Consider the following 440-nt stretch of genomic DNA (forward strand, 5'->3'; position numbering starts at 1 on the left):
GAAGAAATGGCGGTAGCCGGTTTCGTACAGGGTGGTGGCCGAGGCATAGGTGGCGATGTGCCCGCCCACGCCGGAATGCTTGCCGGCGCGCAGCACCATGGCCATGGCGTTCCAGCGCAGATAGGCGTCCAGCCGCGCCTCGATGCGGGTGTCGCCGGGGAACGGCGCCTGGGCCGGCAGGCCGATCGTGTTGACGTAGGGCGTGACGCCGGCCGCGGCATAGCCGCCGCTGCGGGCGCGGTCCTGGTCGATCAGGCGGTCCAGCAGGTAATGCGTGCGCGGCAGGCCTTCGTGCGCCAGCACAGCCTGCATCGCGTCCAGCCACTCGCTGGTTTCTTCGGGGTCGATGTCGACGCAGTCGATCTCGGGTTCCATGGGCATCCTCCTTGTGGTGCGCAAGCGGCGCCCGGACAGTCCGGCGTGGCGGCGCGGAAGAAATG

General features: G+C 69.3%; 1 protein-coding gene. It reads right to left on the minus strand.

All coding sequences use genetic code 11. From position 1 onward, the window contains the following. Positions 1-375, minus strand: a 375-nt coding sequence (locus D9R02_RS11895; RefSeq protein WP_498071534.1) for a pyruvate dehydrogenase E1 component-related protein, incomplete at its 3' end; no start/stop codon positions are given. Positions 376-440: the final 65 nt, after the last annotated feature.

It is taken from the genome of Kocuria rhizophila (genome assembly GCF_003667225.1).
Lineage (GTDB): Bacteria > Actinomycetota > Actinomycetes > Actinomycetales > Micrococcaceae > Kocuria > Kocuria rhizophila.